We start from the raw sequence: 26,520 nt of genomic DNA, 5'->3' as shown, positions 1-26,520 counted from the left end.
GATCACAGCAGTCACAACCGCCGAATCGCCGGTGTCTTTAAGGCTGCACCTTGAACCGAAGGAGTTGCCATGACTGAGAACACCGACGTCATCGTGGTCGGCGGCGGATACGCCGGCGTGATGGCGGCCAACCGCCTGACCCGGCGCGACGGCGTGAACGTGACGCTGATCAACCCTCGTCCGCACTTTGTCGAGCGGATCCGCCTGCACCAGCTCGTCACCGGGTCGGACGACGCGGTGGTGGACTACCAGACGATTCTGGCCGGCGGCGTCGGGCTGGTGGTCGACACCGTGACCCGGATCGACGCGGCCGAGCGTCGCGTGACCTTGGCGAGCGGCGGCAGCCTCGACTACGACTACCTGATCTACGCCGTCGGCAGCGGCAGCGGCGTACCCAACGTGCCCGGCGCCGCGGAGCACGCCTACCGGATCTCCACCCTGGAACAAACACAACGGCTGCAGCCGGTCATCGACGCCGCGCACGCATCGGCCGCGCTGACAGTGGTGGGAGCCGGGCCGACCGGCCTCGAGACGGCTTCCGAGCTGGCGGAGCAGGGCCGGAAGGTGACGCTGGTGTGCGGAGAGGTCCTCGGGCCGTACCTGCATCCGCGGGCTCGGCGCGCGGTGGCCAAGCGGTTCGCCAAGCTCGGAGTGACCGTACTCGAAGGCCCCGGCGCGACGGTGACGGGCGTGACAGGTGATGCGGTCCAGCTCGCCGACGGCCGCGAGTTCCCCAGCGACGTGACCATCTGGACCGCCGGATTCGGCGTGCCGGACCTGGCCGCCCGGAGCGGGCTGAGCACTGATGCCTTGGGGCGGCTGCTCACCGACGAAACGCTCACGAGCGTCGACGACGCACGCATCATCGCGACCGGTGACTCCGTGTCGCCATCGGACTTGCCGGTGCGGATGAGTTGCCAGTCCGCGATGCAGCTAGGCCCGCAGGCCGGCGAGACCGTGCTGAGCCGGATCGCCGGCAAGCAGCCGAAGAACTTCAGCGTCGGATTCTTCGGCGAGTGCATCAGCTTGGGCCGCCACGCCGGAATCGTCCAGGTCGCCCGGAAGGACGACACCGTGTCCAGGGCGTACTACGAGGGCGGCCGGTCCATGGCGATGCTCAAGGAGGGTGTCTGCTGGAGCACCGTCTGGCAGTTGCGGCAGGAGGCCCGCCACCCCGGCCAGCTCGATCTATGGTTCAAAGATCGACGACGCCGGCAGGTGCTGGGCGCCAAGGCCGGCACGACGTCGGCGGACGCCGGCCGGATGGCCTGAGGAGAAATGCCGAGATGAGCGACCACGCCGGGGACCCGGCGACCGAGGCCTTCGTCGCCCACCGGAACCTGCTCTTCACCGTCGCCTACGAGATCCTCGGATCGGCGGCCGACGCGGAGGACGTGCTGCAGGAGACCTGGCTGCGGTGGGTCAAGGTCGATCTGGATCAGGTGCGCGATCAGCGCGCCTACCTGATCCGGATCACCACCCGCCAGTCACTCAACCGCCTGCGCACCCTGCAGCGGCGCAAGGAGGCGTATGTCGGTCCCTGGCTGCCCGAGCCGCTGCTCACCACACCGGACGCGGCCGAGGACGTCGAGCTGGCCGAGAGTGTGTCGATGGCGATGATGCTCGTCCTCGAGACGCTCTCGCCGACCGAGCGCGCCGTCTTCGTGCTGCGCGAGGCGTTCGAGCTCGGCTACGACGAGATCGCGGCGGCCGTCGACAAGAGTCCGGCGGCCGTGCGCCAGATCGCACACCGCGCCCGGCAGCACGTCGATGCCCGCCGCCCCCGCACGGTGGTCTCCCGGAGCGAAGGACAGGCGGTGCTGGAGGCTTTCCAGCGCGCGGTCGAGGCCAGCGATCTGCAGGGTCTGATGGACGTGCTCGCGCCCGACGTGGTCGCGGTCAGCGACGGCGGCGGACTCAAACTGACCGCGCTGCAGCCGATCATCGGTGTGGAGAAGGTGATCCGCATGTTCGTCGGAAGCATGCAGAAGATCGGCGGCACGCTCACCACCGAACCGACGGTGATCAACGGAAGCCCGGCGCTGCTGTTCAGCTTCGACGGAGAGCTCGACGGCGTAGTCGCGCTGCGGATCGAGGACAACCGCGTCACCGGCATCTACTACGTCCGCAACCCGGAGAAGCTCTCCCGCCTCGAGTCCGAAACCCCGCTCACCCTCCACTGAGCCGAGCACCAGGCTCTCGGCCCGTCGCGATCGCCCACCTGGCCAACGCGCGGCACCAGGACCGACACAACCGCACTCCTCCAGCCGGTGAGGTAGCGGACCTCCAGGCCATCACAACTGCCCTGCCCACCGCCGCCCCGCGGGCCGCCCGCCGCCCACCCCATCCGTGATGGCCTGGCGCTCCGCCAACCACGCCGCCCTTCTCCCTCCCTTCGACCGCAGTGGCACTAGTCACACGTTCCAACGTCTGAATTTGTTCTTCCATGGAACATAAATGTGTGATTGCCTTGCTCCATGGGAATCAGCATCGGTGTGGTCGGAGCCGGCCAGTTCGCCCCTTCGTTCCTGCGGCTGTGGTCCGCGCACCCGGACGTGTCCGACGTGCGGCTGACCGACGTCGTACCGGAGCGGACCGCGGAGATGGCGGCCAAGCAGGGGATCACCCTCACGTACCAGTCGTTCGAGGAGATGCTTGCGTCCGATGTGGACGCGGTGGCGATCTTCACGCAGCGCTGGCTGCACGGTGAGATGGCGATCCGCGCGCTGGAGGCCGGCAAGCACGTGTACTCGACCGTCCCGATGGCGATCGAGGCGGACCAGATCGCCCGGATCATCGAGCTGGTCAAGGAGACCGGCCTGACCTACATGATGGGTGAGACCAGCCACTACTATCCGTCGTCGGTGTACTGCCGGCAGAAGCTGGCCAACGGAGAGTTCGGCCGGGTGTTCTACGCCGAGGGCGACTACGTCCACGACATGGACCTCGGGTTCTACGCGGCGTATCAGTACAGCGGCGGTGAGGAGTGGAAGAAGACCGCCTCGTTCCCGCCCATGCTCTACCCGACGCATGCCGTCGGCAACGTTCTCTCGGTGACCGGTCAGCATGCCACGCATGTGTCCTGCATCGGCGTCCAGGACGACCGCGGCGACGGCGTCTTCGACAAGGAGATCAGCCAGTTCGACAACGACTTCAGCAACGCGACCGCGCTGTTCAAGCTGGCCGACGGCGGGGTGATGCGGACGAATGAGATGCGCCGCGTCGGCTACCCGTCGCACATCCGTGAGTCCCGGCTGCGCGTGTTCGGGACCGAGGGCAGCTTCGAGCAGCTCGCCACGACCACGGTCTGGCAGACCAAGGAAGGCGTGGAGGACATCAGCCAGCTGATGGAGACCAAGCCGAGCAGCTCGATGGACGACGCCGACCTCGCAAACGTCGACCCGGCACTCCGCGACGCGTTCCGCTCCGGCCTCTCCCCGGTCCACGACCGCAGCCGCCTTCCCGCCGAGTTCGACGGCCTGCACAACGGACACGAGGGCTCGCACCACTTCCTCGCCGACGACTTCGTCCGCGCCGTCGCCGACAAGACCCTCCCACCCGTCAACGCCTGGGTCGCCGCCCGCTACACGCTCCCGGGTATCTACGCCCACCAGTCCGCCCTGCAAGGCGGCGTCCAGCTGGAGATCCCCGACCACGGAGACGCTCCCGCCTGAGCCCGACGGCAGTTGCGGGCTGCCGCCCGCGGGTGAGTGCGTGCCGTGGTGGGTGGGACGGACTGTGGCAGTGGTGGGCCGACGCGACGTGGGACGGTGGCCCGACCAACCCCGACGGGCTGAACCGTTACTCGACCGGGGGGCCGCCGTAGGAGATTTCGTTGCCGTCGGGGTCGTAGTAGGTGGCGTGGCGGACGCCGTTGTCGTAGGTCTCGCGGACGGCGGGCTCCAGGCCGCGGTCGGCGATGGCGCCGAGGGTTCCTTCGAAGTCTTCGACGAAGAGGGTGTGTTGAGCATGCCCGGCGTGCTCGGGGACGACTTCGATGTAGATGAACTGGTGCTCGCCCAGTTCCCACACCGCTTCGATGTCGTTGGGCAGGAAGCTCGGAGGCGCGCCGAACAACTTCGTGTACCAGGCGACGGCCGTGTCGTAGTCGCTGACCGAGACACCGGCAAACAGATCAAGAGCCATACGGGATCTTAGCCAGTACGTCGGACCGCGCTGCCGGTCGACGCATGGCCACAGGCGCGACGGAGGAGCGACCGCGGGAGCACGCGTGGGCAGGAGCACGGCACCTAAGGCTCGTGGTCGGAGCGGTAGCGGAAGAGGTCGGGGAGGAAGTTCTCCAGGTTGCCGATCTCCTCGATGTGGTGACGGATCCAGGCGGTGAGCTTGGCCGGTGGGAACGCTCGCTTGTGGGCGATGCGGTTGAGAACGAGTCGGCCTGCGGCGGTGGTGTCGCCGATGGTCATCCGGGTGACGTACCGGGTCCCGCCGCGGGCCGCGGTGAACTCGTTCTCCAGGCGGACGAGCGCCGTACCCAGCATGCGGGAGGAGATGATCGCCGCCTGGCTGTCGATCTGCTCGACGCCGACATGGATATCGATCAACTGCTCGAGGTCGCGGCCGGGTGCTTCGGTGATGTGGAGCCGGGCACCCGCTCCAACTGCACCGTTGCTGTCCGGACTGGTCACGTCGTACGCGATGTGGTCCAGCGGATGCCAGACGAGGTATCGAGGCCGAACCTTCCCGGCGTACCGCATCGTGCCGGAGACGTGGCCGTACCACCACGACAGCATCTCGGGTGTGACGTCGTCGAGCAGGGCATGACGGATGGTGACCACGGTCCGGCCATCGTTCGAGGTGGTTGTGACCGCGGCAGAGCCGAGCGGACGAAGTGGCCACAGGACCGGGCGCGGCGCCGGCAGGTTCGGTGCCTTCATCTTCTGCGCGTGCCCGCGACCGGCGGTCCGAAACGGATTACTCGTAGATCTTGCGCAACCGCAGCGACATCGAGTTGTCGATGTGCTGGTTCATCGCGGCCTCGGCGGCCTCGGGGTCACCCGAGCTGATCGCGGCGACCAGGGCGCGGTGCTCGGTGAGGACCTCGGGGCCGATGTCGCGGTCGTAGTGGAGCCGGAAGATGTGCAGATGGCAGTGGGTCCGCTCGAACGCGAGCCGGACCTGGTCGCTGCCCGAGAGTGCCGCGATCAGCAGGTGAAACCGGTTGTCGTGGGTGGTCAGTGACTTGTAGCCGGCGTAGTCCTCCGATGTCGGCTCGACCGCGGTCGCCAGCTCCGCCTTCAGCCGGTCGCGACCGTCGTCGTCGATCAGCTCGGCCGCCCGCCGCGCCGCCCACGGCTCGAGCAACCGGCGGAACCGGTACAGGTCGTCGAACTCCGCGAGCGAGAGCAACGGCGTCGCGCGATACCCCTTCAGCGGCTCCTTGTCCGCGAGTCCTACCGACTCCAGCCGCGCCAGCGCCTCCCGCACCGGGGTCGACGACACCTGGAACTCGCGCGCCAGCCCGTCGATCGAGATCCGCGCACCGGGCCGGATGACGTGGTCCATCAGCATCGTCTTGATCGCCTCGTACACGTCGTCGGCGAGCATCTGCCGCCGGAGCAGCCGTCGATTGTGCGGCTCCACGATCTCCGTCATCGCTCTCTCCGGATCCTGGTCGCGGCCTTGACCCGGCCGGTCGTCTTCGGCAGGGTGGCACTGTAATCATGCATCATGCATGATTTGAGGTCCGAGAGCCAGAGAGTCACACAATCGGTGACCAGGCGATCGCACTCGGTGTTGATCCAGAGAGGCGACACATGCTGAGGTTCGACGAGGTCGGCGTACTGCCCGAAGCCGAGGACAACGCGGCGATCTGTTCCCGACGGCTCGACGCCGGTACGCCGATCGACTTCGACGGCACCGTGGTGACGCTGCCGCACACGATCCTCGAAGGGCACCGATTCATCGTCCGCCCGGTCCGCACCGGCGAGGCGATCACGTCGTGGAACACCCCGTTCGCCCGCGCCTCGCGTGACCTCGAGATCGGCGACTACGTGTGTACGCCGACCAGCCTCGCCGCGGTCACCGCCCGCGGGGTCGAAGGTCTCCCGGCCGAGCCGTCGGCCACCAATGAGCCGCTCGACCCGTACGAGATGGACGAGTCCGCGCTGAACTTCGGCGCCCAGGTGACGAGCGTCGAGCAGCCCGGCACATTCCTCGGTTATCCCCGCGCGCAGGGTGCGGCCGGCACCCGCAACCACGTGGTGATCATGGCGACCAGCTCGCGCAGCAGCGGGTTCGTGACCGAGCTCGCCCGGCGCTTCGACGGCGCGGCCGCCGGGGACGGCGTCGTACCGGTAGCTCACACCGAGGGCGGCGAGGACGAGGTCCCGAACAACCTGCACTTCCTGCTCGCCACCCTGGCCGGCTTCACCCTGAACCCGAACGTCGGCGCTGTGTTGATCGTCGACACCGAGGACGACGTGGTGTCCGGCCAGGCGATCAAGGACTTCATGGCCGAGCACGGCTACCCGTCGATCAAGGTGCCGCACGCGTACTTCACCCGCCAGGCCGGCTTCGAGCACGACCTCACCGAGGCCGGTGCGCTGATCGAGCCCTGGCTGCCGGTCGTGGATTCCCAGCAGCGGGTGGAAGTCCCGCTCACCGATCTGAAGATCGCCTTGCAGTGCGGCGGGTCCGACGCGTTCTCCGGGATCTCGGCCAACCCGCTGGCCGGTCTGGTCGGTGCCGAGGTGATCAAGCACGGTGGCGCCGCCGTACTCGCGGAGACCGACGAGCTGATCGGTGCCGAGGGCTACGTGCTGAAGAACGTCCGCGACCTGCACACCGCTCGTCGCTTCCTCGCGACCGTCCGGTCGTTCAAGGAACGCGTCGGCTGGCACGGTCACACCGCTGAGGGCAACCCGTCCGGCGGCAACGTGTACCGCGGTCTCTACAACATCGTGCTCAAGTCGATCGGCGCCGCCCGCAAGCTGCCGCGCGAGGTCCGGCTCGACCACGTGATCGACTACGGCGAACCGCTGCCGGGTAACGGCTACATCTTCATGGACAGCCCCGGCAACGACCTCGAGTCCGTGGCCGGCCAGATCGGCAGCGGCTGCAACCTGATCTTCTTCACCACCGGGAACGGCTCGATCACCAACTTCCCGTTCGTCCCGACGCTGAAGTTCGTCACGACATCGACCAGGTACGAGCGCTTGCACGCCGAGATGGATGTGGACGCGGGCAAGTACCTCACCGGTACGCCGATGACCGAGCTGACCGCGGAGACCTTCGACCTCACCGTCCGGGTCGCGTCGGGCGAGCTGAGTGCGGGGGAGATGGCCGGCCACAGCCAGGTGTCGATCTGGCGGAACTGGCGGCAGAGCGGACCGCGCGAGGGTATCTCGATCACCACCGACGGCCGGATGAGCCGCAAGCTCGCCGACCTCCCTGCCGAGGACCGCGACGCCCCGCTCGACGGACTCCCGCTGACGGGCCTCGGTACGAACGCGCGGACCGCCGTACGACTGCTGAAGGTCGACGACCGGCTGGTGCCCGAGTCGGTCGGACTGATCCTGCCGACCAGCCTGTGTTCGGGACAGATCGCGCTGAGGCTCGCAGCCCAAGCGGAGTTGGAGAAATGGGCCGGCGACGCGGTTACGCGGATGGTCGCGCTGCCGCACACCGAGGGATGCGGCAGCAGCGGCGGCGCCTCCGAGGAGACGTTCGCGCGCACGATGCTCGGCTACCTGCTGCACCCGAACACGCGGATGGCGCTGCTCCTCGAGCACGGCTGCGAGAAGACCCACAACGACTACTTCCGGTCCCGCCTGGTCGAGGCCGGCGCGGATCCGGCCCGGTTCGGTTGGGCCAGCATCCAGGCCGACGGCGGACTCGAGGCCGTCGGGACCCGGGTCAAGGACTGGTTCAGCAGCTTCGACCTCGCGGCCCCGATCGAGTACGACGGAACGGTCGGTGACCTGACCGTCGGTCTCGAAGCGCGCGGACCGTTGTCCGACGAGACGGCCGAGGCGATGGCCTTGATCGGTCGCGAGATCGTCGGCTCGGGCGGGTCCGTCGTCCTGTCCTCACGCGGAAACCTTCTTGCGCATGGGGGATTCCGCACCGTCGCCTTCGGATCGGTCGGCGAGGTCGCCTCGACGATCGCGCACGGGCAGCGGTTCGCCGAGCCAGGCTGGCACGTGATGCGGATGCCCGGCACCGACTGGATGGAGACCGCGACCGGGTTCGGGGCCGGCGGGGTCCAGCAGATTCTCGCGCATGTTGCCGGCGGCACCTTGTCCGCGCAGCGATTCGTGCCGGTCGTCGAGTTCAGCAACGACCCGGAGACGGTCGTGAAGTACGGCGACGACCTCGATGCGGTGGCCACCGGTGACGCGGCGGACCAGGCCCGGGCCGGCCTGGACACGATCGCGGCGGTGGCGAGCCGGAGGATGGTTCCCAAAGCGGTTGCTTCCGGCAACGTTGGTTTCCAGATCACCCGTGGCTTGCTCGGTACCTCAATGTGAAAGGTAGTCATATGCACTTGGTCCGTTACCAGTCCCCGGACGGGCGGCCTGTCGTCGGCGTGCAGACCGGCGACACGGTCGCGCCGGTCGAAGGCGTCGGCAGTTTCGCCGAGCTGCTCCGGCTGACCGTCGACGAACTGCAAACCGCGGTCGCCAAGGTCGGCGAGTCCGTGCCGGCCGACGGCGTACGGTTCCTGCCGCCGCTCGACGGGCGTGGCGAGGTCTGGTGCGCGGGTGTCACCTATGAGCGGTCGCGTGGTGCGCGGATGGAGGAGAGCGCCGAACAGTCCGTGTACGACAAGGTCTACACGGCCGATCGGCCCGAGCTGTTCCAGAAGGCGCCGGCCTGGCGGGTGGTCGCGGACGGTGAGCCGGTGGGGATCCGGGTGGACTCCGGTCACGACGTACCTGAGCCGGAGCTCGCCGTCGTCGCCAACAGCCACGGCGAGATCGTCGGCTTCACCGTGTGCAACGACATGAGCTCGCGCTCGATCGAAGGCGTGAACCCGCTCTACGTCCCGCAGGCCAAGCTGTTCGCGGGCGGCTGCGCGCTGGCCGCCGGGATCCGCCCCGCCTGGGAGGTGGCGAACCCGAAGGATCTGACCATCGACCTGGTGATCCGCCGCGGCGACGACGAGGTCTTCAGTGGTACGACGTCCACCTCGAAGCTGGTCCGCGAGCTGCAGGTCCTGATCGATGCCCTGTTCCTGCCCAACGACTTCCCGGACGGCGTGATCCTGGCGACCGGCACCGGGATCGTGCCCGAACTGGACTTCGCGCTGGCCGAGGGTGACGTCATCACGATCACTATCGCCGAGGTCGGAACGCTGACGAATACGGTGGCAGTAGGCCGGGGACCCTTCGCGTTCCTGGCAACCGAGAACCTGGAGGAGAAGCGATGATCCCGGACACCACGCCCGCCGAGCTCGAGCAAGCCCTGGCCGACGCGGCGGCGGCCGCACCGGCACTCGGCGCCTCGGAGCCCGCCGTGCGGGCCGGGTGGATCCGCGCCGTGGCGGACGCGCTGGACGCGGCCGCCGACGAACTCGTGCCGATCGCGATGCGGGAGTCGTCGCTGCCCGAGCCGCGGCTGCGCGGTGAGGTCGCGCGGAGCAGCGGTCAGCTGCGGATGTTCGCGGAGGTGCTCGAAGAGGGCTCGCTGCTGGAAGTCGTCATCGACACGGCTGACGCCGAGGCGAAGCCGGTGCCACGGCCGGATCTGCGCCGGGTGCTGGTCCCGCTCGGGCCGGTGCTGGTGTTCGCGGCCAGCAACTTCCCGTTCGCGTTCAGTGTCTGCGGCGGCGACACGGCGTCCGCACTGGCCGCCGGTTGCCCGGTGATCGTTAAAGCACACCCAGGCCACCCCGAGCTGTCGGTGAAGACGGCTGAGGTCATGATCGAGGCGCTGCGGGTCGCCGGTTCTCCTGCCGGCACGCTGGGGCTGATCCAGGGCTTCGACGTCGGCGTCACCGCGCTGAAGGACCCGCGGATCACCGCGGCCGGCTTCACCGGTTCGGTCCCTGCCGGGAAGGCGCTGCACGAGATCGCGGTCACGCGACCCGAACCGATCCCGTTCTACGGCGAGCTCGGCAGCCTGAACCCGGTCTTCGTCACCCAGGCCGCGGTCGATGCCCGGGGCAAGGACATCGCGACCGGGTACGTCGGCTCGTTCACGCTCGGCGTCGGTCAGTTCTGCACCAAGCCCGGCCTGCTCTTCCTGCCCGCGGGCCATGGCCTGCAGGAGCAGCTGACCGAGGCCGCCGGTGGAGTCGCCGAAGCGCCGATGCTGAACGACCGGATCAAGGAGGGCTTCTCCTCCGGTCTCGACCGGTTGCAGAAGGTCGAAGGCGTTCGCGTCTGGGCATCCGCCGGCGCGACGTTGCTACAGACAACGGTCACCGAGTTGCTGGCCCGCCGCGACGAGATCCTCGAAGAGTGCTTCGGCCCGGTCTCGATCGTCGTCGAGTACGACGGTCTTGACGAACTGCGGTCCGCGGTCGATGCGTTCGAGGGCAACCTGACCGCGACCCTGCACGCCGAGTCCTCGGATACCGAGCTTGCGGGCGAGCTGCTTCCGTTGCTGACGGCAAGGGCTGGACGCGTGCTCTGGAATGGCTGGCCGACCGGTGTGGCCGTCTCCTGGGCACAGCACCACGGTGGCCCGTTCCCCTCGACCGTCGGCTCGATCCACACCAGCGTCGGGGTGACCGCGGCCCGCCGGTTCCAGCGTCCGGTGGCCTACCAGGACACGCCGGATGCGGTGCTGCCCGCCGTACTGAAGGACTCCAACCCGGCTGGGATCAGCCGCCGGGTGAACGGCTCTGTGACAACAGGTGAGGTGTCTCGATGAGCGATCTTCCCCCGACCAACGACCCGGTCGACGCCGAACTCCCGGGCGACGTACCCGGTGCACCGACACCGGAGAAGACCGGTGGCTTCGGTGGTGAAAGGCCGCAGGCGCCGATCGGCCGGCGTAGCTTCGACCACTGGTTCGGCGAGGACGGCCGCAACGGGTTCATCCACCGGTCCTGGATGCGCGCGCAGGGCTTCTCCGACGAGGTGTTCGACGGCCGCCCGGTGATCGGCATCTGCAACACGTGGTCCGAGCTGACCCCGTGCAACGCGCACCTGCGCCGGCTCGCCGACTCGGTGAAGCGCGGCGTCTGGCAGGCCGGCGGGTTCCCGCTGGAGTTCCCGGTGATGTCGCTCGGCGAGACGATGCTCCGTCCGACCGCCATGCTGTTCCGCAACCTGCTCAGCATGGACGTCGAGGAGTCGCTGCGCGGCAACCCGATCGACGGCGCCGTCCTGCTGACCGGGTGCGACAAGACCACGCCCGGCTCGATCATGGGCGCCGCCAGCGTCGACCTGCCGACGATGGTGGTGACCGGCGGCCCGATGCTGAACGGCAAGTTCCGCGGCTGCGACATCGGCTCGGGGACGGCCGTCTGGCGGTTCACCCAGGACCGCAACGCCGGGCGGATGTCCGAGGAGGACTATGCCGCGGCCGAGTCCGGTATGTCCCGCAGCAACGGACACTGCATGACCATGGGCACGGCGTCGACGATGGCCTGCATGGCCGAGGCGCTCGGCCTGCAGATGACCGGTGGCGCGGCCATTCCCGCGGTCGACTCGCGGCGCTACTCGATCGCCCAGCAGACCGGTCAGCGGATCGTCCAGATGGTGCACGAGGACCTCAAGCCGAGCGACATCCTGACCCGGGACGCCTTCGCGAACGCGGTCCGCGCGAACGCGGCGATCGGCGGCTCGACCAACTTCGTCATCCATCTGCTCGCGATCGCCGGCCGGGTCGGCGTCAACGTGACCTTGGACGACCTCGACGAGTGGGCCCGCGGGGTGCCGTGGCTGGTGGACCTGCAGCCGTCGGGCAAGTACCTGATGGAGGACTTCTACTACGCCGGCGGGCTGCCCGCGGTGATGAAGGAGATCCTTCCGCTGCTGAAGACCGACGCGATCACGGTGACCGGCAAGACCATCGGCGAGAACGTCGCGAACGCCGAGCGGACCGTCGACACCGACGTCATCCGTGCGGTCGGCAACCCCCTGGGTAGCGGCGCCGGGACCGCCGTACTGAAGGGGAACCTGGCGCCGGACGGTGCCGTCATCAAGCAGTCGGCGGCGTCGGAGCGGTTGCTGCGGCACCGCGGCAAGGCGCTGGTGTTCACGGCCATCGAGGACTACGACAAGGCCGTCGACGATCCGGATCTCGACGTCGACGCGGACACCGTGCTGGTGCTCCAGAACGCGGGCCCGCGTGGGTACCCGGGCATGCCGGAGGTCGGCAACATGACGATCCCGCGCAAGCTCGCCGAGCAGGGCATCGACGACATGGTGCGGATCTCGGACGCGCGCATGAGCGGTACGGCGTACGGCACCGTCGTACTGCATGTCACGCCGGAAGCGGCCGTGGGTGGTCCGTTGGCATTGGTGCGGACGGGTGACTGGATCGAGCTGGACGTGACGGCGCGGCGGTTGCACCTCGACGTACCGGAGGAGGAGCTGGAGAAGCGGCGGGCCGACTGGCAGCCGCCGACAGCACCGAGCGATCGCGGTTGGGCCCGGCTGTACGTCGACCACGTCACCCAGGCGAACCAGGGCTGCGACCTCGACTTCCTGGTCGGCCGAACCGGCTCGGCCGTGGCCCGGCAGAGTCACTGATGAACTGGGGCCCGTTCGAAGCCATCCGGGGGTTGCGGCCGACTGGTGTGATCCCGCAGGTCACGCCGATCCGCCGGCTGCTCCCGGACGTCCTCGGCTCGGCTGACCCGTACGCCGACGCCCAGGCAGCCCTCGAGCCGCTGCGGGAGCGGATCCTGCCGGGCGCGCGGATCGCGGTGACTGCGGGCAGCCGGGGGATCCACGATCTCGTGCCGGTGGTGAAGGCGGCGGTGGACTGGCTGTCATCGGTCGGTGCCGCGCCGTTCGTCGTACCTGCGATGGGTTCGCACGGCGGGGCGACGGCCGAAGGTCAGCTGGAGATGCTGGCCTTGCTCGGGATCACACCGGAGTCGGTCGGTTGCCCGGTCGAGGCAACGATGGAGACCGTTGTCGTCGGCACCTTGTCCGACGGTACGCCGGTTCATCACGACGCGCTGGTCGCCAAGGCGGACGGCGTACTGCTGGTGAACCGGGTCAAGCCGCACACGGACTTCCGTGGTCCGATCGAGAGCGGCCTGGCGAAGATCCTGGCGATCGGTCTGGGGAATCACTCCGGCGCGGCTTCCCTGCACGCCGGTGGGATTCCCTCCCTGGGTGGTGCGATCGAGGCCGCGGCCCGGATGGTCATTGCCCAGGGCAAGATTCTCGGTGGTCTGGCGATCCTCGAGAACGCACTGGAGCGCACCGCCGCGGTCGAGTTCGTCGACGCCGACGGGATCGCCGGGCCGGCCGAGAACGCGTTGCTGCAACGAGCGGGCAGCCTGCTCGGGCGGCTGCCGTTCGACGAACTGGATGTCCTGGTCGTGGACGAGATGGGCAAGGACAAGTCCGGGGCCGGGATGGACACGAACGTGATCGGCCGGTGCTGGGTGCACGGGATCCCCGAGTTCGAGTCGCCGTCGATCGCGGCGATCAGCGTGCACTCACTCTCGGCGGCGTCGCACGGGAACGCGTCCGGCCTCGGCCTGGCCGACGTGATCCCGGCCCGGATGCTGGAGCAGATCGACCTGCAGGTGAGCTACGTGAACGCGTTGACGTCCGGCGCCGGCGGAGCCCGCCGGTCCCGGCTGCCGATGGTGATGGAGGACGACGAGGCCGCCGTCCTCGCCGCCGCGACGATGTGCGGCCGGCGCGACTGGTCCGAGCTCCGGCTGGCCCGGATCAAGGACACCCTTTCCCCGAACGAGTTGATGGTGACGCCGGCACTGCTGACCGAGGCGGGTGACCGTTTCGATCTGGAGATCACCGGGACGGCGCGGAACCTGACGTCGGCCGGCCGGCTCGGACCCTGGAGTGACGCATGAACCTTCGCGAGGCACACGCGCTGCTGGCCGATCGTGGTTTCCGCCCGGGCGAGACGTCCGCGGCCACGTTCGGTGACGGATCGCCGTACAAGGTGGAGATTCCTTCCTGTGAAGGGCCGCGGGTGATGGCGGCCGTGCTGGAGGAGGCCAAGACCCGTGGGGTGACCATCCACCGGGTGTCGCAGGGCAGCGGTGTGATGATGCTGACCGACGCCGAGATCGAGGAGATGCTCTCGCTCGGTGCGTCGTCCGGCGTCGAGGTCTGCCTGTTCCTCGGGCCGCGCGGTGCCTGGGACATCGGCGGCCAGGCCAAGGTGTCGGCCGCTGTCGGTGGTGTTGCCCGGGGCAATGAGATGGTTGCCGCGTCGCTGTGTGATGCCTTCCGGGCGGTTGAGCTCGGAGTGCGCAGCCTGCTCGTCGGGGATCTCGGCGTACTGGAAATCCTTGGTGAGTTGAAGATTGACGGGTCGTTGCCTTCGGACCTGGTACTGAAGACTTCGGTGCTGATGCCGTTGGCGAACGCTCCGACGGCCCGGTTGTACGAGCGGTTGGGTGCGACCAGCCTGAACGTGTCGACCGACCTGCCGGTGCCGGTGCTGGCGGAGATCCGGTCGGTGACGTCGGTGCCGATCGACATGTACATCGAGGTCCCGGACGACCAGGGCGGGCACGTGCGGTTCTACGACGTACCGGAGATCGTGCGCGTCGCAGCGCCGGTGTACCTGAAGATGGGGCTGCGGAACGCGCCGAACATCTACCCGGTCGGCGCCCACCTGTCCGGTACGGCGGAAGCCCTCGGCCGCGAGCGAGTCCGCCGAGCAGAGTTGATCCTGCGGCTATTGGCCGAACAGGATGAGGGATGACAGTGCTTTTGGCCGGGCCTTCGGCGCCGGCAGGGTCATGGGGCCTTGGCTCCCGGCCTTCCCTCGTCACTCCAGTCGCTGCGCTCCCTCCGCTCCTCAGTCCAGGCCGGGAGGCCCCATGACCTCCTCCGATCCACTTGTCGCCCGGCTGCGTTCGGCGCTGGGTGACAAGGCTGTTCTGGACGATCCCGACGTACTGGACACTCATCGCAACGACCACGCGACCTTCTGCACGGCCGGCGTACCTCGGGTGCTGGTGCGGCCGTCGTCGACGGCCGAGGTGGTCGAGGTGGTGAAGGCTGCCGGTGCGTTCGGCGTTCCGGTGGTTCCTCAGGGCGCGCGCACCGGGCTGTCGGGGGCGGCGAATGCGATCGACGGGTGCCTGCTCCTGTCGACCTCGCGGATGACGGAGATCCTGGAGGTCTCGGTCGAGGATCAGGTCGCGGTGGTGCAGCCCGGTGTGGTGAACGCTTCGCTGTCCAGAGCTGTGCTGGAGAAGGGGTTGTTCTATCCGCCGGATCCGTCGTCGTGGGAAATGTCCACGGTGGGTGGCAACATCGCGACCAACGCCGGTGGATTGTGTTGTGTGAAGTACGGCGTGACGTCGGACTTCGTGCGTGGCCTGGAGGTGGTGCTGGCGTCGGGTGAGGTCGTCCGGACCGGCCGCCGGTCGGCGAAGGGCGTCGCGGGGTACGACCTGACGCGGTTGATCGTGGGATCCGAGGGGACGCTCGGTGTCGTCACGGAGGCGACGCTGGCGCTGCGTCCTGCACCTGAGGCCGCGTTGACCGCGGCGGCCACGTTCCTGTCCATCGAGGACGGGATCGCTGCTGCTGCCGCGGTGATGGCTTCTGGGCTGCGGCCGTCGTTGCTGGAGTTCCTGGACGGGCCGACGGCCCGGGCGATCCAGGACTACCGGGACATGGGACTGCCGGCCGATGTCGGTTCGCTGCTGATCGCGCAGTCGGATCGCGGGCCGCGGGCGGCGGAGGACGTCGCGCTGATCGCCGCGATCTGTTCCGAGCACGGCGCGGTCGAGGTCGCGGAGGCGTCGGATGCCGAAGAATCGCGGATGCTGCTCGAGGCCCGCCGGTTGGTGAACCCTGCCATCGAGCCGCTCGGCGTCACGCTGGTCGACGATGTCGCCGTACCGCGGTCGAAGCTGGTTGCGTTGCTGCGCGGGATCGCCGAGATCGGCACGAAGTACGACGTACTGATCCTTTGCCCAGGGCACGTAGGTGACGGCAACATGCACCCGACCGTCGTCTTCGACCGCGACGACCCGGCCGCCGAAGCGCGTGCCCTGGAAGCCTTCGGCGCGGTGATGGAACTCGGTCTGGCGCTGGGCGGCACCATCACCGGCGAACACGGCATCGGCAAGCTCAAGCGCCACTGGCTGGCGCAGGAGCTCGGGCCGGTCGGCCTGCGCCTGCAACGGGAGATCAAGGCCGTCTTCGACCCCGACAACCTCCTCAACCCGGACAAACTCTTCCTCTGAAGTCCCCCTGCCTGGAGTCGAACCAGGGACCCGGCCTTCGGAGAGCCAGGCGTGCATCCGTCACCAGAGGGTCCTTTGGTACGCCGCCTCGCCCGCCGGCTGGGCGGCGTACCTGAGTGTTACTCCTCGACCGAGACGACGCGGACCCAGTCGGAGCAGTCGGCTTCACACCAGACGTGATCGCCGGCGTGGGCGATCCGATCACGCTGCACGTGCCCGCAGGCAAGCTGCACTCGACGCATCGCGTGACCCTGCTTCACTGGAGCACCGGTCCTACCGCCGGGCACTCGCTTTCTGTTCCTGAGGTCGGCCATGGCCGGTCCTCCTCTCTTTCGCATTGCTTTTGATTGCCCAGGGCACCTTTGCCCTGGGTCCGTGCAGGAGGCAGGATTCGAACCTGCTCAGCCTCGCGGCGACGGGGTTACAGCCCGCCCCACCTCTCCCACGGTGGCGCTCCTGCTCATCGCTGGGGGAGGTAGCGACCAGTGGTCGCGCAGTATTGCCAGTACTCATCCCCGAACTTCTCGCTGAGCCGTCGTTCCTCGCTCAGAACTCCCCGGTGGACAGCCGCGCCGACGAACGGCAACGTCGCCAAAACCCACCCGGACCCGGCGGCCACTCCGATCCCCAGTTGGAGCAGGGCCCATCCGACGTACATGGGATTGCGGCTGACGGCGTACGGCCCGCTCGTCACGAGGCTTTGCGGCCGGCTCAGCTCCGTGCTCCCCGCTGCCTTCAACGACTGGGCGATAATGAGGCTGCCCGCCCCGACGATCGACCACCCGGTGGATCGCCGGCGCTTCAACCTCCACGGGCTCAGTTGCTCGAGCGCGAACCCGGCTGCGATCCCGGCCAGACTGGCCTCGGGGATCGGCACATTCCGCAGTACGGCGGTCAGCTTCGCGTTCGTGTGATGACCTCGAGAAAGGCGTCGGGTTGTTCGATGTGCGGCACGTGGCCGGCATCGTCGATCACCTGCAACGGCCAGCCAAGCCTCGCGCTCGCCGCCTTGGCAAGATCCACCGGCACAATCCGATCCTGCGCACCCCACACCATCGTCGTCGGCACGTCGATCCGCTCGCGGACCTGCTTGGTGCCGGTCGCTACCAGTTGGCGCATCGTCCGCTTGACGTGCGGAACGCGTGCACGGCCCCGCGTGTAGGTGGTGAAGGCGTCGATCCAGTCCGGGTTCTGCCGTCGTACCCGATCGAGGTCGGCGAACGCCCAGCGTTCGAACCGCTCCATGTTCGGCTCGGAAGGATGCACCGCGACCCTGATCGCCACGACCCGAAGCCCGATCGGCATCCGGTACGGCCCGACCCCTGGCGCTGCGTAGATCACCAACTGTCGCAACAGCTCGCCGTGGCTGCCCGCAAACCTTGCTGCCAGAGTCCCGAGCAACGAGTGCGCGACCAGAATCGGCGGCTCCTCGCAGGTCAACCGCAGCAGCGCGGTCATCCAATCGCTGAAGGTCGCGAGATCCAGCTGCTCAACCGGATCGGACTCGCCCAAGCCCGGTGCGTCGGGGACGATGAGCTGGTGGTGCTGCCCGAGGCGGGAGATGACCGGCGCCCAATAGATGCCGCCGCACTCGATGCCGCCATGCAGCAACACCAACGGCGGACCATCCCCAGCCTCGAGCACAGTCGTGCCGACGCCGCCGACCTCGAGCCGGCGCTCCTCGACGGCAAGCCCCTGCAACAACCGCGCCCTGTGGTCCATGCTCAGCTCACCCCGCCACTCACACTAGGCAGTGCTCACCATCTCCGCTTCCGAAGAACCACGCAGCCCGGGCGGACCCGGAGATGCGCAGAACCACGTACCCCGTACCGGATTCGAACCGGTGATCTTCCGGCTGAGAACCGGACGTCCTGACCAACTAGACCAACGGGGCCCTGCGTGCCACGCGGTGAGAGCGAGATTCGAACTCGCGGACCGGCCGAACCGGCCGACGGTTTAGCAAACCGCTGCCCCTGCCTACAGGCGGACCTCACCCCGACCCGGCGGCCGCCGTCTCCCCTGACGACGGCGGCCGCCGTACTGCTATCCCTTCACACAGATGACCTGCTTGAGGTGGGCGACGACCTCGACCAGGTCGGACTGGGCGGCGATGACCGACTCGATGTCCTTGTACGCCGCCGGCAGTTCGTCCAGCACACCGGCGTCCTTGCGGGACTCGACCCCGGCGGTCTGGGCGATCAGGTCCTCGACCGTGAACCGGCGCTTCGCCTCGTTGCGGCTCATCCGCCGGCCTGCCCCGTGCGAGGCCGAGTAGAAGGACCGCTCCGAGCCGAGCCCGCGCACGACGTACGACCCGGTGCCCATCGACCCCGGGATCAGCCCGAGGTCCCCGCGCCCCGCCCGGATCGCGCCCTTGCGGGTGACCAGCAGGTCGAGGCCGTCGATGTGCTCCTCGGCCACGTAGTTGTGGTGGCACGAGATCGGCTGCTCGAACCGGACCTCCTCCGCGAACGACTCCCGCACCGCCTGCATCACCAGCGCCAGCATGACCGCACGGTTGCGCGACGCGTACTCCTGCGCCCACGTGAGGTCCCGCCGGTACGCGTCCATCTCCGCCGTACCCGACAGGAACACCGCCAGATCGCGGTCCGGCAGGTCGGCGTTGTGCGGCAGGGTCCGCGCGATCCGCATGTGCCGCTCGGCGAGTTCCTTGCCGATGTTGCGGCTGCCCGAGTGCAGCATCAGCCAGACGCGGTCCTCGTCGTCGAGGCAGACCTCGATGAAGTGGTTGCCACCACCCAGCGAACCCATCTGCTGCTGCGCCTTCTTCTCCCGGTCCTGCACCCCGTCGTGCAAACTCGAGAACGAACCCCAGAACCGGTCCCAACCGCGATCCAACCCGAGCTTGCGCAGGCTGACCGGGTACTCGTGCGCCCTGAACCCGACCGGTACGGCGGCCTCGATCCGCGACCGGATTGCCGACAGGTCGTCCGGCAGGTCCGCGGCCGTCAGCGAGGTCAGGACGCCTTCCATCCCGCACCCGATGTCGACTCCGACCGCGGCCGGCGACACCGCCTGCTTCATCGCGATCACCGACCCGACGGTCGCACCCTTGCCGAGGTGTACGTCGGGCATCACCCGGACCCCGTGCACCCACGGCAGCGCCGCGATGTTCCGCAGCTGCTGCAGCGCCTGCGCCCCCACCTCATGCTCCTGAGCCCACATGAGCGTAGAGCTCTTGGCCCCGCTCAGCTCCACCGGAAACTCCACGTTCATCTCCCCACTCTCCTTCTTGCTGTGTCTGCGGCGGAAGCAGGTCTCGAACCTGCACGCCCGCTGAAGGGCTGACCGTTTTCGAAACGGCTGCCGTTAGGCCGAAGCTCGGCTTATTCCGCCTTGTTGCGTGGAGATCCCGGGTGTCGAACCCGGTGAGGCGACTGTGCAAGAGTCGCCCGCGTGCCGACGCGATCCCCTCGGGCTGCGCGATGAACGCAGTACCAGCTGCCAGGGCAGGGCTCGAACCTGCGGGACCTCGGGTCAGAACCGAGGGTGGGACACCGTCGCCCACCTGGCATCGCGCTGACGCGGCACCGGGTGGGTACCGCGTCAGATCGCCAGCTCAGCACGCGAGGGGATCCACGGCTGCCACAGCAGTGGCATACCGGCCTCCTCGGGCGTGCGAGAGCCCTTCTTCTCGTTGCAGGACGCGTGTGCGGCGACAGCGTTCAGCCACTCGCCACGCCCACCACGGGATCGCGGCACCACGTGGTCCATGGTGGTCGCGCCCGGCTTACCGCAGTACGCACAGGTGTGTTTGTCCCGCTTCAGTACGCCGGCCCGCGTGTACTGCAGCCGTCCAGAGGCGTACCGCCACTTGGTCACGACGTACCGCACCAGCCGTAGCACGCGGGGGAGAGGGAACGGTCCGATGCTCGCGCCGTCATGCGCTTCCTCGACGACGGCGACCTCCCGGACGAGCATCCGGATGGCGTGCTGGATCGACACGACATGCAGTTGCTCGTACGAGGCGTTGAGCACGATCACACCGCTCATGTGGTTCCTCCTCCCCTCCAGTGTGCCCGACAGCGCGCCGCCGGGTCGGTGATCTCGGTGTCGGTCGTGTGGTGCGGCCCCGGGGACTCGAACCCCGAACCTCCTGGTTCTGAACCAGATGCCTCTACCAATTGGGCGAGGGCCGCAGGTACTTGTTGTCTCCCTGTACGACGCGTTGCCGCACACGCCTTACTGGTACGGCGACCGCCGTACGAGGTGATGTGGTTGCGGTGTGGTCGTCGTACAGGGCGGTAGTGGTTGGTCGTAGTACTTGGGGTGTCCGGCGGGGCTCGAACCCGCTTCCTCCAGGGCCACAGCGCATCGCCTTCTTCTATTTGGGACACAGCACGCCCGGCAGGACTCGAACCTGCACTCCCCGGCTTCGTAGACCGGTGCTCTCTCCTGTTGAGCCACGGGCGTGGAGCGCCCTGCGCCGGATGTGGTGCGGATTTCCGTCGCAGGGCACGTTTGGGGCGCCCGCTCGGCCGGTAGCTGAGCATCCTGCGGGCGCCTGGTCCAGCTGGAGGGACTCGAACCCCCGTCGCCCTCAACCCAAATGAGGTGGCCTGGCCGCTGGCCCACAGCTGGTCGCGTCCCCGGGACGTGCGGTCCCGGGGACGGTTGCCCGGGACGCGCCCGGGCGTCTTCCCCGACGCACGCACGGCGCCGCAGGAAGGTCCGCCGCGGCCTCGGCGGCCCGGCGGAAAATGCGATGAATGTCCAGTTGTCAATTGTTCGAGTCGGCATTCGTAAATGCCGAACAAAGCATCGGTGGAAGGAATCGAACCCTCGCGACGCGGGTTTGGAATCCGGTCAGCAGCCATTGCTCACCGACGTGGTCAGAAGTGCGGGCGTGCGGCAAAAGAAAAGAGCCGCCTGGCGCCGGATACCCGGCTCAGACGGCTCCTGGGATGATCTCCCGCTGGAGATCACACAGGTAGGCCGCCCGGACTCGGGCCCAGCTCGCTGGCGAGCTGGTGATAGAAGGCGTCTTCGCAGACGGATCGGTCGTCGCGCACCGGTCGGGGGTACGCCGACAAGGCGATGGCTGCTTGCCACGCCTGCCTCGCGTTCGCTTTCCCGTACACGGTGATCTCCTTGGTCTGTAGTTCCTTGCGGGCATTAGTCTGACCCAAGCCTCACAAAGAAGTCAACGCATTTCCTCGATCAATTGTTCCCATTGCCATTTCCCGCCTCCTCCGACGCGACCCGGCCGCGACGGGTTCCGTTGTCGACGCGATCTGCTGTGATGGGTTCATGACTGTTCTTGTGCTCGGCGCGACAGGCTCGACCGGCCGGCGGGTCACGCGACTCCTCCGCGAGCGGGACGTCGTCGTAGGAGCCGCCTCCAGACGTGGAGAGGTGGTGTTCGATTGGACCGACCCACAGACCTGGGGCCCGGCGCTGGAGGGCGTGACAGGGATCTACGTGATGGCGCCGGACGGCGTACCGGTCGAGCCGGCCTTCATCGAGCAGGCCGTCGAAGCCGGCGTACGACGACTCGTGCTGCTGTCGACCCTGCATGCCGAGGAGATCGACGACCGTCTGTTCGCCGCTGAAGGACTGGTCCGCGAGTCCGGCGTCGAGTGGACCGTGGTCCGCGCCAACTGGTTCAACCAGAACTTCGACGAGGGGTTCTTCCTCCCGGCGATCCAGGCCGGCGAGCTCGTCCTCCCGCTCGGCGACATCCGCCATTCCTTCGTCGACGCCGAAGACATCGCCGCGGTCGCCGTCGAGGCGCTCACCGGCACCGGCCACATCGGCCAGACCTACGAAGTCACGGGCCCCGAAGCCCTGACCTTCGCCGAAGCCGTCGCCCAGATCTCCGAAGCCACCGGCCGCCCCATCCACTACAAAGGGACACCAGACGACTACCGGCAGGCATCCACCGCGCCGGCGGACCAGGTCGAAGCCGAGATCGCCTACTTCGCCACCCAACAATCCCTCGGCGACTCCCTCCCAACCCCCACCGTCGATGCCCTCACCGGCCGCCCACCCATCCCCTTCCGCACCTACACCCGCACAGCCACCTGGCCCACCCCGTGACGGCGCTCCCCGCTCCGACCAGCACCACACAGCCCCACCCGTCGGCCTCACCTCGTCAGCACGCAAGAGCACCCGTGGACGCCGCCGATCCCGCCTGTTCGCCTATCCGATTCGGAAACACCCCCACCCTCCCGCTACACTCTTGCCTCGGCCCCCGGGCCACGCCGCCTTAGCTCAGTCGGCAGAGCGTCTCACTCGTAATGAGAAGGTCGTCGGTTCGATTCCGACAGGCGGCTCCACCAGACCCCCCAGGTCAGAGGCCCGTTTCCTTGCCCGGGGTTTTTCCCTCCTAGTCGCGTGGCATGGTTCGTGGCACGAAGCTGCTTACCATGCGCGGCATGACTAAGGGTGATGGCAAGAATTGCTGCCAGTAGTTCCGCAGTCAGCAGCAGCGGGACTGTGGGTTGTGCTCGTTGTGGTCGGCCCGGTGACGCTCGAACTCCCGACGAGACAAGGGTACGACGCCCTGGCGCCGGCACCGGTCGGCATACTCGTGCCATTTCGCCTCGCCGGTTGCCTCGCGGAGGTACCAGAGGATCCCGCGACCCGCCCGGATGACAGCGGACCTCATCGCTCGTCTCCCGCCCGGGTGAGCTCCTCGTTCCGACGCACAGCTTCCTTCTCTTCCTTGGTGGCGAAGAAGGAGGAGGGCGCGACGAGGCGCGAGGGCTGGTGCGGCACCTCGGTCGTCGGCAGTCCGCCCGCCCTCACGGCCTTGAACCAGATGACGAACGCGTTGACAACGACGACGATCACCAGCAGCGCGAAGATCAACTGCAGCACGCCGTTGACAGTGGAGTTGGTGACGATCTGTTGCATCTGGTCCATGTCCTTTGCAGGCGCGCGAAGCGCGCCGTTGTCGATGGAGTCCTGGTACACCGAGCGCTGCTTGAAGTACCCGATGCTCGGGTTGTCGGAGAAGACCTTCTGCCAGCTCGCGGTCATGGTGACGATCAGGTCCCAGGCGAGACCTATCCCCGGAACCCAGGCCCATTTCGCCTTGCCGTGCTTGATCAGCAGCGTCACGCAGAGTGTGAGGGCGATGGCGGCGAGCAGCTGGTTGGAGATTCCGAACAACGGGAACAGTTGGTTGATGCCGCCGAGGGGGTCAGTGACACCGACGTACAGCATGTAGCCCCACAGCGCGACGACGATCGCACTGGCGGACCAGGAGGCCGGCTTCCAGGAAATGTCGTCGTACTTTCGCCACAGGTTCCCGATCGTGTCCTGCAGCATGAACCGGCCTACGCGGGTCCCGGCGTCGACGGCGGTGAGGATGAACAGGGCCTCGAACATGATCGCGAAGTGGTACCAGAACGCGGCAAGCCCGCCACCGAACGCCTCGGTGAAGATCAGTGAGATACCGAACGCCAGGGTCGGCGCACCGCCGGTGCGCGAGATCAGCGACTGCTCCTCGATCGACTGCGCCGCGTTGGTGAGATCGGCGGGGCTGATCGTGAAGCCCAGTGTGCGCACGAACTCCGCCGCCGCCTCGGGAGTCCCGCCGGTGGCACCGGCAGGACTGTTGATGGCGAAGTACAGCCCCTGGTCGATCACCGACGCCGCGATCAGGGCGCTGATCGCGACGAACGACTCCATCAGCATGCTGCCGTAACCGATCATGCGGACGTGGCTTTCCTTGGCGATCATCTTCGGAGTCGTGCCGGAGGCGATCAGCGAGTGGAATCCGGACAGGGCGCCACAGGCGATCGTGATGAACACGAACGGGAACAGCTTGCCGGCGAACACGGGACCGGTGCCTTCGCGCCCGAACTCAGTGACTGCCTCGTTCTCGAGCAGAGGGTTGGCCAGGACCAGGCCGACCGCGAGCAGCACGATCACGCCGATCTTCATGAACGTGGACAGGTAGTCACGCGGGGTGAGCAGCATCCAGACGGGGAGGATCGAGGCGAAGAAGCCGTACAGGACCAGGCAGAGCGTCAGCGTCTCCTTGGAAAGCGTCAATGAGCTCGCAAGCCCCCAATCATCGACGAACCCACCGCCGATGATCGCGAGGAGCAACAGCGCGACCCCGATCGCCGTGACCTCCATGACTCGGCCCGGCCGGATGAAGCGAAGGTAGAAGCCCATGAACAGGGCGATCGGGATGGTGAGCGCGATCGAGAAGACGCCCCAAGGCGACTCCGCCAGCGCGTTGACAACCACGAGCGCCAGCACCGCCAGAATGATGATCATGATCGCGAACACCGCGATCAGTGCCGCGGTGCCGCCCACGACACCGATCTCCTCGCGCACCATCTGGCCCAGGCTCTTGCCGTCGCGGCGCATGGAGAAGAACATCACCATCAGGTCCTGGACGGCGCCGGCCAGGATCACCCCGACGATGATCCAGGCTGTGCCGGGGAGGTACCCCATCTGCGCGGCGAGCACCGGCCCGACGAGCGGACCGGCTCCGGCGATCGCGGCGAAGTGGTGACCGAACAGCACGCGCCGGTCCGTGACGTCGAAGTCCACTCCGTTCTCGAGCCGCTCGGCCGGTGTCGCCCTGGTGTCGTCGACCTTGAGCACTCGGTACGTGATGAAGCGGGCGTAGAACCGGTAGGCGATGAAGTACGACGCCAGCGCTGCGAACAGGATCCACAGCGCAGAGATCTGCTCGCCGCGGACCAACGCCAGTACCGCCCAGCAGACGGCGCCGACCACCGCAATCGCACCCCAGATCAGCAGCGACCTCAGCGACATCCGCTCAGATCCGCCGGTCGGCCCGTGACGTTCTTCGGTGTTGGTAGACATGGATACTCCTCGTCGAACGCGCTTCGCGTCGGCCGAAAAGGGGCCCGCACTGATGTACTTACCAATCTGGCACGGAACTTCCGCGTCCAACAGGCTTGGGATCTGGCATACCCAAGTCGGGAGTTACCGGCAGTGAATTGGTGACGCAACACACCTGACGTTCGACACCTGGGTGCTCGGAAGATGATCAGCCCGGCGAGGAGTGCGCCGAGGGTGTCGGTGTATGCCGTCTGCAGTTCGACCGAAGGGCGTCATCCCACCAGCTGACCGTGTCGAACAGATTGGACCGGTTGCCGATCAGGTCGATCGGCCACGGCAGCGTGATCAGCAGATCCGCTTGCCAGGGGAACCTTCCGTGCAGGCGGGTCTTCATCCGCCCGTCCGCGAACCACAGCGGCAGCGCCGTCACGCCGAGCGGGTAGACGATCAGCCGGGCGGACGACGCTGTGCCATTGATCCCGCTCAAGCCCGGCCAGATCATTGCCGAGATCAACAACAGGAACCGCACCAGCGGGTCCCCGGTCAGCCAACCCTGCTGGGCCAGTACGCGCACGCCGAGCCGGTGCCGGCCAGCCGCGCGTTGAACGTCCGCGGCGCCGCGCCAGCGAGCCCCGGGCGGGCCACGTCAGGCCCGCGAAGCGGCGGGCGTTGGGCGGTTGGCGATTTGGTTGCTATCGGCCCCGTTCATTCCACGCAGGGTAGCCACAGGCCGAGCAGTCGGCCAGCGATTTGCATCTTGTTCCGCCCGATACTCCTGGAGCTGCGCTGAGCGCACCCGGAGCCTGCGCATTGCCTCTTCCACCCGCGCCTTGGCTCGGTCGCGCTCTGCGGTGCCGGGCTCAGTCACTCGCATTTCGGCGGCCCGCTTCTCGACCAGCGCTTTGGCTTCGGCGAGCTGCTTCTCGTGATCGAATAGCCAGTCCGGGACGGCCGCGGGCGCCCGGAGTTCCTGCGTTGTCATCAGTCACGAACTCAGTGTGATCGGCGTGACCGACGCTTTCCAGCCGAACCCGAGTGCGCCGCGGCGTCAGAACCGGGAGGCCGGCCGCCTCGGCAGGTGCTGGCGTAGTCCTCGCAGCTTTGACGACGGCGGCGGTGTGCGCGGCGCCGAGCGGCCGGCATGGCCGGCACCTTCACGCGACAGGCTGTAGAGGGTGCCGCCGCATCGTACGAAGTGTCGCGGGTTGAACTCCCGCCGCGGATGGGGCCGGGGTTGACCCAGGCAGCGACCCGGCTTGATCAGAGGCACCAGGCCCATCTGTTGCGCGGTGCCGCTGAGCAGCTGCGCTAGCTGCGTGCTGCTGACGTTGGCGAACCGCGAATAGATCTGGCTGATTGCCAGAGCCACCGGCATGAAGCAACGCGGGACT

Annotated in this window: 22 protein-coding genes and 10 tRNA genes; 12 read left to right on the top strand and 20 right to left on the bottom strand. The window is 67.9% G+C overall.

Going from position 1 to position 26,520, the window contains the following annotated elements:
• Nucleotides 1–69 precede the first annotated feature (69 nt).
• The 3 genes from EV652_RS17330 to EV652_RS17320 all read left to right on the top strand — a co-directional run bounded on the left by EV652_RS17330 (nucleotide 70) and on the right by EV652_RS17320 (nucleotide 3,674).
• Nucleotides 70–1,272, top strand: coding sequence for an NAD(P)/FAD-dependent oxidoreductase (locus EV652_RS17330; RefSeq protein ID WP_132210156.1), 1,203 nt, complete (start codon nucleotides 70–72; stop codon nucleotides 1,270–1,272).
• A 14-nt stretch (nucleotides 1,273–1,286) separates the two neighbouring features.
• Nucleotides 1,287–2,183, top strand: coding sequence for an RNA polymerase sigma-70 factor (locus tag EV652_RS17325; RefSeq protein ID WP_132210155.1), 897 nt, complete (start codon nucleotides 1,287–1,289; stop codon nucleotides 2,181–2,183).
• Between the two features lie 294 nt (nucleotides 2,184–2,477).
• A complete protein-coding gene (locus EV652_RS17320; RefSeq protein WP_132210154.1) occupies nucleotides 2,478–3,674 on the top strand; it encodes a Gfo/Idh/MocA family protein in 1,197 nt (398 codons plus the stop codon).
• A gap of 127 nt (nucleotides 3,675–3,801) precedes the next feature.
• Here the strand turns inward: EV652_RS17320 and EV652_RS17315 are convergent, their stop codons facing one another.
• From EV652_RS17315 to EV652_RS17305, 3 genes are all read right to left on the bottom strand, one after another.
• The gene (locus tag EV652_RS17315) at nucleotides 3,802–4,146 is read right to left on the bottom strand and encodes a VOC family protein (protein ID WP_132210153.1); all 345 of its coding nucleotides are present in this window, start codon (nucleotides 4,144–4,146) and stop codon (nucleotides 3,802–3,804) included.
• Between the two features lie 104 nt (nucleotides 4,147–4,250).
• Nucleotides 4,251–4,898, bottom strand: coding sequence for a DAPG hydrolase family protein (locus EV652_RS17310; protein WP_132210152.1), 648 nt, complete (start codon nucleotides 4,896–4,898; stop codon nucleotides 4,251–4,253).
• A gap of 37 nt (nucleotides 4,899–4,935) precedes the next feature.
• A complete protein-coding gene (locus EV652_RS17305; RefSeq protein ID WP_132210151.1) occupies nucleotides 4,936–5,616 on the bottom strand; it encodes a GntR family transcriptional regulator in 681 nt (226 codons plus the stop codon).
• Nucleotides 5,617–5,777: 161 nt separating this feature from the next.
• On the opposite strand from EV652_RS17305, the gene EV652_RS17300 reads away from it, so the two are divergent.
• The 7 genes from EV652_RS17300 (at nucleotide 5,778) to EV652_RS17270 (ending at nucleotide 16,336) form a co-directional block, all read left to right on the top strand.
• A complete protein-coding gene (locus EV652_RS17300) occupies nucleotides 5,778–8,492 on the top strand; it encodes a UxaA family hydrolase (protein ID WP_132210150.1) in 2,715 nt (904 codons plus the stop codon).
• An 11-nt stretch (nucleotides 8,493–8,503) separates the two neighbouring features.
• Nucleotides 8,504–9,394: a fumarylacetoacetate hydrolase family protein gene (locus EV652_RS17295; RefSeq protein WP_132210149.1), complete on the top strand. Its 891-nt coding sequence runs from the start codon at nucleotides 8,504–8,506 to the stop codon at nucleotides 9,392–9,394.
• Nucleotides 9,391–10,842 (top strand): aldehyde dehydrogenase (NADP(+)), encoded by a 1,452-nt coding sequence (locus EV652_RS17290; protein WP_132210148.1) that lies wholly within the window; start codon nucleotides 9,391–9,393, stop codon nucleotides 10,840–10,842. Before EV652_RS17295 ends, EV652_RS17290 begins: the two co-directional genes overlap by 4 nt.
• Nucleotides 10,839–12,671, top strand: coding sequence for an IlvD/Edd family dehydratase (locus EV652_RS17285; RefSeq protein WP_132210147.1), 1,833 nt, complete (start codon nucleotides 10,839–10,841; stop codon nucleotides 12,669–12,671). Before EV652_RS17290 ends, EV652_RS17285 begins: the two co-directional genes overlap by 4 nt.
• Nucleotides 12,671–13,975: a nickel pincer cofactor-dependent isomerase, group 22 gene (locus tag EV652_RS17280; protein ID WP_132210146.1), complete on the top strand. Its 1,305-nt coding sequence runs from the start codon at nucleotides 12,671–12,673 to the stop codon at nucleotides 13,973–13,975. Before EV652_RS17285 ends, EV652_RS17280 begins: the two co-directional genes overlap by 1 nt.
• Nucleotides 13,972–14,838: a U32 family peptidase gene (locus EV652_RS17275; protein WP_132210145.1), complete on the top strand. Its 867-nt coding sequence runs from the start codon at nucleotides 13,972–13,974 to the stop codon at nucleotides 14,836–14,838. The genes EV652_RS17280 and EV652_RS17275 overlap by 4 nt, the downstream gene beginning before the upstream one ends.
• A 118-nt stretch (nucleotides 14,839–14,956) precedes the next feature.
• Complete coding sequence (locus EV652_RS17270; RefSeq protein WP_132210144.1) at nucleotides 14,957–16,336, top strand: FAD-binding oxidoreductase; 1,380 nt, start codon at nucleotides 14,957–14,959, stop codon at nucleotides 16,334–16,336.
• A 119-nt stretch (nucleotides 16,337–16,455) separates the two neighbouring features.
• Here the strand turns inward: EV652_RS17270 and EV652_RS45795 are convergent, their stop codons facing one another.
• The 14 genes from EV652_RS45795 to EV652_RS44050 form a co-directional block, all read right to left on the bottom strand.
• Nucleotides 16,456–16,578, bottom strand: a complete 123-nt coding sequence (locus tag EV652_RS45795; RefSeq protein WP_255512598.1) for a hypothetical protein — start codon at nucleotides 16,576–16,578, stop codon at nucleotides 16,456–16,458.
• Nucleotides 16,579–16,712: 134 nt separating this feature from the next.
• A tRNA-Tyr gene (locus tag EV652_RS44060) sits at nucleotides 16,713–16,796 on the bottom strand.
• The gene (locus tag EV652_RS17260; RefSeq protein WP_199238226.1) at nucleotides 16,797–17,213 is read right to left on the bottom strand and encodes a methyltransferase family protein; all 417 of its coding nucleotides are present in this window, start codon (nucleotides 17,211–17,213) and stop codon (nucleotides 16,797–16,799) included.
• A gap of 17 nt (nucleotides 17,214–17,230) precedes the next feature.
• The gene (locus EV652_RS17255; RefSeq protein ID WP_132210142.1) at nucleotides 17,231–18,058 is read right to left on the bottom strand and encodes an alpha/beta fold hydrolase; all 828 of its coding nucleotides are present in this window, start codon (nucleotides 18,056–18,058) and stop codon (nucleotides 17,231–17,233) included.
• A gap of 98 nt (nucleotides 18,059–18,156) precedes the next feature.
• Nucleotides 18,157–18,230: transfer RNA gene (locus EV652_RS17250), tRNA-Glu, on the bottom strand.
• 13 nt (nucleotides 18,231–18,243) lie between these two features.
• A tRNA-Ser gene (locus tag EV652_RS17245) sits at nucleotides 18,244–18,331 on the bottom strand.
• Between the two features lie 48 nt (nucleotides 18,332–18,379).
• Nucleotides 18,380–19,573, bottom strand: coding sequence for an RtcB family protein (locus EV652_RS17240; RefSeq protein ID WP_132210141.1), 1,194 nt, complete (start codon nucleotides 19,571–19,573; stop codon nucleotides 18,380–18,382).
• 28 nt (nucleotides 19,574–19,601) lie between these two features.
• Nucleotides 19,602–19,693: transfer RNA gene (locus tag EV652_RS17235), tRNA-Ser, on the bottom strand.
• A 105-nt stretch (nucleotides 19,694–19,798) separates the two neighbouring features.
• Nucleotides 19,799–19,871 (bottom strand) — tRNA-Gln (locus tag EV652_RS44055).
• A 32-nt stretch (nucleotides 19,872–19,903) separates the two neighbouring features.
• Nucleotides 19,904–20,350 (bottom strand): HNH endonuclease, encoded by a 447-nt coding sequence (locus EV652_RS17230; protein ID WP_132210140.1) that lies wholly within the window; start codon nucleotides 20,348–20,350, stop codon nucleotides 19,904–19,906.
• A gap of 69 nt (nucleotides 20,351–20,419) precedes the next feature.
• A tRNA-Leu gene (locus EV652_RS17225) sits at nucleotides 20,420–20,496 on the bottom strand.
• A 200-nt stretch (nucleotides 20,497–20,696) separates the two neighbouring features.
• Nucleotides 20,697–20,770: transfer RNA gene (locus EV652_RS17220), tRNA-Arg, on the bottom strand.
• Nucleotides 20,771–20,862: 92 nt separating this feature from the next.
• A tRNA-Pro gene (locus EV652_RS17215) sits at nucleotides 20,863–20,938 on the bottom strand.
• A gap of 178 nt (nucleotides 20,939–21,116) precedes the next feature.
• Nucleotides 21,117–21,185: transfer RNA gene (locus tag EV652_RS44050), tRNA-Trp, on the bottom strand.
• 422 nt (nucleotides 21,186–21,607) lie between these two features.
• Between EV652_RS44050 and EV652_RS17210 the strand changes: the two genes are divergently transcribed.
• Both EV652_RS17210 and EV652_RS17205 read left to right on the top strand, forming a co-directional pair.
• Nucleotides 21,608–22,396, top strand: coding sequence for an NmrA family NAD(P)-binding protein (locus tag EV652_RS17210; RefSeq protein ID WP_132210139.1), 789 nt, complete (start codon nucleotides 21,608–21,610; stop codon nucleotides 22,394–22,396).
• A gap of 163 nt (nucleotides 22,397–22,559) precedes the next feature.
• Nucleotides 22,560–22,635 (top strand) — tRNA-Thr (locus tag EV652_RS17205).
• A gap of 143 nt (nucleotides 22,636–22,778) precedes the next feature.
• Here the strand turns inward: EV652_RS17205 and EV652_RS17200 are convergent.
• The 3 genes from EV652_RS17200 to EV652_RS17190 all read right to left on the bottom strand — a co-directional run bounded on the left by EV652_RS17200 (nucleotide 22,779) and on the right by EV652_RS17190 (nucleotide 25,703).
• Nucleotides 22,779–22,967, bottom strand: a complete 189-nt coding sequence (locus EV652_RS17200; RefSeq protein WP_132210138.1) for a YbdD/YjiX family protein — start codon at nucleotides 22,965–22,967, stop codon at nucleotides 22,779–22,781.
• Nucleotides 22,964–25,099 (bottom strand): carbon starvation CstA family protein, encoded by a 2,136-nt coding sequence (locus tag EV652_RS17195; protein WP_132210249.1) that lies wholly within the window; start codon nucleotides 25,097–25,099, stop codon nucleotides 22,964–22,966. The genes EV652_RS17200 and EV652_RS17195 overlap by 4 nt, the downstream gene beginning before the upstream one ends.
• Nucleotides 25,100–25,337: 238 nt before the next feature.
• Entirely contained in the window at nucleotides 25,338–25,703 is a 366-nt protein-coding gene (locus EV652_RS17190) for a hypothetical protein (RefSeq protein ID WP_132210137.1), read from the bottom strand.
• Nucleotides 25,704–26,520: the final 817 nt, after the last annotated feature.

It is taken from the genome of Kribbella steppae, from assembly GCF_004342025.1.
Classification (GTDB): Bacteria; Actinomycetota; Actinomycetes; order Propionibacteriales; family Kribbellaceae; genus Kribbella; species Kribbella steppae.
This window is presented reverse-complemented; position numbering and strand designations above follow the sequence as displayed.

Coding starts and splice junctions, on each gene's coding strand:
- EV652_RS17295 (WP_132210149.1), top strand. CDS start 8,504: ATGCACTTGGTCCGTTACCAGTCCCCGGACGGGCGGCCTGTCGTCGGC.
- EV652_RS17240 (WP_132210141.1), bottom strand. CDS start 19,573: ATGAACGTGGAGTTTCCGGTGGAGCTGAGCGGGGCCAAGAGCTCTACG.
- EV652_RS17230 (WP_132210140.1), bottom strand. CDS start 20,350: ATGAGCGGTGTGATCGTGCTCAACGCCTCGTACGAGCAACTGCATGTC.
- EV652_RS17305 (WP_132210151.1), bottom strand. CDS start 5,616: ATGACGGAGATCGTGGAGCCGCACAATCGACGGCTGCTCCGGCGGCAG.
- EV652_RS17275 (WP_132210145.1), top strand. CDS start 13,972: ATGAACCTTCGCGAGGCACACGCGCTGCTGGCCGATCGTGGTTTCCGC.
- EV652_RS17195 (WP_132210249.1), bottom strand. CDS start 25,099: ATGTCGCTGAGGTCGCTGCTGATCTGGGGTGCGATTGCGGTGGTCGGC.
- EV652_RS17290 (WP_132210148.1), top strand. CDS start 9,391: ATGATCCCGGACACCACGCCCGCCGAGCTCGAGCAAGCCCTGGCCGAC.
- EV652_RS17210 (WP_132210139.1), top strand. CDS start 21,608: ATGACTGTTCTTGTGCTCGGCGCGACAGGCTCGACCGGCCGGCGGGTC.
- EV652_RS17320 (WP_132210154.1), top strand. CDS start 2,478: ATGGGAATCAGCATCGGTGTGGTCGGAGCCGGCCAGTTCGCCCCTTCG.
- EV652_RS17325 (WP_132210155.1), top strand. CDS start 1,287: ATGAGCGACCACGCCGGGGACCCGGCGACCGAGGCCTTCGTCGCCCAC.
- EV652_RS17310 (WP_132210152.1), bottom strand. CDS start 4,898: ATGAAGGCACCGAACCTGCCGGCGCCGCGCCCGGTCCTGTGGCCACTT.
- EV652_RS17280 (WP_132210146.1), top strand. CDS start 12,671: ATGAACTGGGGCCCGTTCGAAGCCATCCGGGGGTTGCGGCCGACTGGT.
- EV652_RS45795 (WP_255512598.1), bottom strand. CDS start 16,578: ATGCGTCGAGTGCAGCTTGCCTGCGGGCACGTGCAGCGTGATCGGATC.
- EV652_RS17315 (WP_132210153.1), bottom strand. CDS start 4,146: ATGGCTCTTGATCTGTTTGCCGGTGTCTCGGTCAGCGACTACGACACG.
- EV652_RS17270 (WP_132210144.1), top strand. CDS start 14,957: ATGACCTCCTCCGATCCACTTGTCGCCCGGCTGCGTTCGGCGCTGGGT.
- EV652_RS17200 (WP_132210138.1), bottom strand. CDS start 22,967: ATGAGGTCCGCTGTCATCCGGGCGGGTCGCGGGATCCTCTGGTACCTC.
- EV652_RS17285 (WP_132210147.1), top strand. CDS start 10,839: ATGAGCGATCTTCCCCCGACCAACGACCCGGTCGACGCCGAACTCCCG.
- EV652_RS17330 (WP_132210156.1), top strand. CDS start 70: ATGACTGAGAACACCGACGTCATCGTGGTCGGCGGCGGATACGCCGGC.
- EV652_RS17255 (WP_132210142.1), bottom strand. CDS start 18,058: ATGGACCACAGGGCGCGGTTGTTGCAGGGGCTTGCCGTCGAGGAGCGC.
- EV652_RS17300 (WP_132210150.1), top strand. CDS start 5,778: ATGCTGAGGTTCGACGAGGTCGGCGTACTGCCCGAAGCCGAGGACAAC.